We start from the raw sequence: 4,268 nt of genomic DNA on the forward strand, positions 1-4,268 counted from the left end.
GGTACATCGCGTCCCGCAGCGGGCACACCGGCAGACAGGTAGGGTGTGTAATACTGATTGGTCAGGTTAGCGATGGTGGCGCGTAGCGTAAAGTCGTCACGCGGTGTCCATTCTCCATAGAGGTTTTGGAAGAAGTAGGCGTCGCTCTCTACATTGGCGGTATGCAGTGAGGGGTTCTCTGGGATACGGTCTTGCTCATCCCAGTATTGGCCTTGCCATGCAACTTCAATCGTATCGGTTAGTTGATGGCCCACGCCGAGTGAGGCGCTGAGGGGCGGGTTGTCATACCAATACTCGTCGTCGCCGGTACTGTCACGTAGCGAGCCTTTGTGTTTGCCGCGCACCATAGAGACAGAGGCATCTGTAAACCAATCGTTGAGACGATACTGCACTTGCGCATCAAACCCGTAAGTATAGAGTCCGTCGAGATTGGTGTAGTAGCCTTCTTTTTGTTTGGTCGCATTGACCCCACGACGCTGCGCAACGTCATGAATGACATCATTCCAAAACAGTGTCACCTCTGTTGCTAGGTGATCCCCTTCGAACAAGGCATTCTGACGCTTATCAGATACGCCCAATAAATAGGCATTGATACGTGTGACTGAGAGATCGCGGCTGGTGGCAGCGCGCTTAGACGCTCTCGAAAACTGCACTGTGTAGAGCTCATCAATGGTCGGTGCCTTCAAACCATAGGCATAAGCCGCTTTTATTTGCGTGGCTGGACTCAGATCGTAGGTTAATGCAATACGCGGCTCCCAACCTTGGTGTGAGACCGCACTGTAATCGTGTCCAACGGATGGGTCATTATAGTCTGGCGCGGCGTTTGGTACCCCTTGAGAACGAATATGGCTGTAGCGCAGTGATGCGGTGAGTTCGAGATCTGGGGTAATAAAGTACTTATCTTGAACGAACACACTGGCGGTTTGTTGCTCGCCCGAGGGCTCAAAGGATGGCGTAAAGTAGCCATAGTTCTTTTCTGGCTTTTTGCGATAAGTATGGTTGTAAACGTGCGAGTTTCTGTCCTGGTTCTGGTACTGCGCCCCCACCATGACTTCGTGATCACCGAAGTGACTGGTATTGGTTAGCTCGGCAAACCAGCGCTCATAAGATAACCAGACTTGGTGGCCATATTGGCCTGTTGTGATGTAAGAGTGATAGGTACTATCCGGGCGTTCCCAATAGCGATGATTCTGTGAGTGTGCAATGACGACACTGGTATCAATGTAATCATTATAAGGCTGGTAGTGGTAATTTAAGGTGCTGGTGTATTCGCGATAATGATTGTCCACTGAGGCGGCAAATAGCGCGGCATCGTAGCTACCATACTTTTTAATTTTGTAGGGCGTTACCGATGGCATGGCTCCCCGTCGGTTTGCCCACGGTTTTCGCCCTTGGTCATCATAGCGCGTATGGCTGAACATCATATTGTGCGCGTCGGATTGGTAGCGAACTTTACCCAGCAAACTGTGTTGACGGTAGCCAGAGAAGGTAAAGACATCACCGTTGCCTAGTTCGATATCATCGGCATCACGTCGAGAGCCATGCAATAGCACGGACCACCCAGAGTCAGACGCACCATAGGTGGTGACACTGCGCTTCCATTGATGGTTCACACTGTTGAAACCCGCTTGCGCCATGGCGCCAATCGACGAATCTGGATCAAGAAAGTCAGTGGCCTCTTTCGTTTCCATCACAAAACTGCCCGCGAAAGCGCCAAGGCTGGCGCGAACGTTATGGTCGCCTTTGATAAGGCGTACCGAACGTAGCAGTTGAGGGTCAAGAAAAAAGCTACCATAGCGATATTGTTGAAAGCCGACGGGGGCGCCATCGACACGGATCGAGAGCGCGGAAGGGTGTGAGAATCCCCAGACATTAATGCGTTCACTACCCGGGCGCGCGCCACCATCAAGTGATACGCCCGGCATTTTCATTACCAGCTCACCGATGTTGTGGGCTTGTTCGCGTTGAATATCATCCAGCTCTAACGTGGATTTTCCCGGGGAGATAAGGGTAATTGGGTGCTTTAGCTGCTCGCCTTGTACTTTGACGGTCTCAATCTCTTTGGGAACAGATGTGCCGTCGGTACTCGCGGCTTGGGCACTCATGGAAAGCGCTGCCAAGATGGCAAAACGTAAAAGAGGATACTGCATGCTCATAAAACTTTACTGACGCATAAAAGCGCGCACTATACGCCTAACTCGTCAATCTGGCAATGCTAATGATAGTGATTATCACTTATTGAGTGAGTGGCGAATACAGCGACTTCGCAGTATGATGAGCCAAAATTAACGATAGGAACGGCTATGTTTACTGGGATTATTCAAGCGGTCGCGACCATTGAGCGCTGCCGCGATCAGGGTGGATTACGAACTCTGGATATCCGCTTCCCCGCTGGATTTTGCGAGGGGCTTGAAATTGGTGCAAGCATCGCTATCGATGGTGTGTGTTTAACGGTTACTGAGCAGCTTGATGAAACCTTGGTACGGTTTGATGTGATGTTGCAAAGCCTTGCCGTCACCACATTAAAAGCGGTAGACGTGGGCGACATGGTTAATGCTGAACGCGCGGCCAAAGAAGGGGCAGAAGTGGGCGGGCACCCGTTATCTGGCCATATTGATTTCAATACTACCGTTCTAGACGTTCAACAGATTGACGATAACTATCGCATTCGCGTCTCTGTGCCTCATGAATGGATGAAGTACATCTTCCCGAAAGGCTACATTGCGCTCAACGGGGCCAGTTTGACGGTATCTGACGTCAATAAAAACGATGGTTGGTTCGAGGTGTGGCTGATCCCAGAGACGCGCAGGATGACAACCTTCGAGGCCAAACAGGCGGGAACAGCGATCAATGTTGAAATTGAACGCGGCACGCAAGTGGTGGTTGATACCGTGYGAGATGCCATTGACGAAAAGATGGGCGCGTTGATGCCTTTGTTTGAGCGATTTTTAGCCTCGCACAATGCCGATATCGATGCGATTGGCCATGCGGCGCAGCAAGCCTTGTCCAAATCGGACGATCAATAAACCATGGTGTTTTCAGCACCGTGAGTAGGAGAGCCTCGGCTCTCCTTTTCTTTTGGTGAGATGTTGACTGATTTTACGTGGCGTTAACATTACCCACTCCTCCGATCTGCTCAAATTGTGCGCGAACCTGCTCAAATGATGATGTGCTTAACAAAAATGTCAGCAACAATTCATCGATATATGCTCGAACGCTCATTTTTGTTGTTATTTTGTTTTCGAGATGATGAGAGTGTGCAAAATGTTAGTGTGGTTTTGAACGTGTAACCCTACTAACAGTGACAAGGATAATCATCATGAACAGAAAAGCGTCGACTTTATTAGGAGAGTGCGTCGCCGAGTTTATCGGCACGGGCTTGCTCATCTTCTTTGGTGTGGGCTGTGTCGCCGCCCTGGTACTGACAGGCGCCGACTTCGGCCAATGGGAAATCAGTATTGTGTGGGGCTTCGGGGTGGCGATTGCCATTTACTGTACCGCAGGGGTGTCGGGCGCGCACATCAACCCGGCTGTCACCATTGCACTGGCTGCTTTTCACGGCTTTGAAAAAAGCAAGGTCGTGCCTTATATCGTTTCACAAATGCTCGGTGCCTTTGCCTCGGCGGCACTGGTCTACAGCCTTTATAGCAACCTCTTTGTCGAGTATGAGCTGGCCAATAACATTGTACGCAGTAGCCCTGAAGCGCTAGCCACTGCGGGGATTTTTTCAACCTATGCACATCCTGCCATTTCCTTTATGGGCGCGATGGCCGTCGAATTTGTGATTACCGCCGTGTTGATGTTCGGCATCTTGGCGTTAGGTGATGAAAACAACGGTGCCGCGCGTGGGCCCATGAACCCATTGCTGATTGGTATCCTGATTGCGGTTATTGGTGGCTCACTGGGTCCATTGACCGGGTTTGCCATGAACCCCGCGCGTGATTTCGGTCCGAAATTCTTTGCTTACCTAGCTGGATGGGATTACGCCCTAACCGGTGCGCGTGATATTCCTTACTTTATTGTTCCCATCGTTGCGCCAATCCTAGGTGCTTGCTTCGGTGGCTGGTTGTATCCAAAAGCGATCGCGCCTTATCTACCTCAAGCGGGTCACGGCTGCACGATTCCAAATCAGTGTGAAGACGATGAAGAAGCACTGGTGCAGGCGAAAGAAACTGACGCCCGTGAAGTGAATGCATAAATAATACGGATGGCGCCGATTGGCGCCAAACCGACTAAAATAACAGAGAACAAAAGGATCATATTATGTC

At 50.6% G+C, this 4,268-nt stretch carries 3 protein-coding genes; 2 read left to right on the forward strand and 1 reads right to left on the reverse strand.

All coding sequences use genetic code 11. The features are described 5' to 3' along the window. A partial coding sequence (locus tag BZG83_RS15930) for a TonB-dependent receptor domain-containing protein (protein ID WP_077482017.1) occupies positions 1-2,150 on the reverse strand: 2,150 nt, incomplete at its 3' end. 153 nt (positions 2,151-2,303) lie between these two features. Here BZG83_RS15930 and BZG83_RS15935 point away from each other — a divergent pair. Beyond that, positions 2,304-3,026 (forward strand): riboflavin synthase subunit alpha, encoded by a 723-nt coding sequence (locus BZG83_RS15935; RefSeq protein ID WP_077482019.1) that lies wholly within the window; start codon positions 2,304-2,306, stop codon positions 3,024-3,026. Between the two features lie 293 nt (positions 3,027-3,319). After that, positions 3,320-4,198, forward strand: coding sequence for an MIP/aquaporin family protein (locus BZG83_RS15940; RefSeq protein WP_077482021.1), 879 nt, complete (start codon positions 3,320-3,322; stop codon positions 4,196-4,198). The last annotated feature ends 70 nt before the right edge of the window (positions 4,199-4,268 follow it).

Source organism: Salinivibrio sp. PR919, assembly GCF_001995355.1.
Taxonomy (GTDB): Bacteria; Pseudomonadota; Gammaproteobacteria; order Enterobacterales; family Vibrionaceae; genus Salinivibrio; species Salinivibrio proteolyticus.

What these genes read in the sequence shown, in the direction of transcription:
- BZG83_RS15940 (WP_077482021.1), top strand. Translation starts at nt 3,320, where the DNA reads ATGAACAGAAAAGCGTCGACTTTATTAGGAGAGTGCGTCGCCGAGTTT.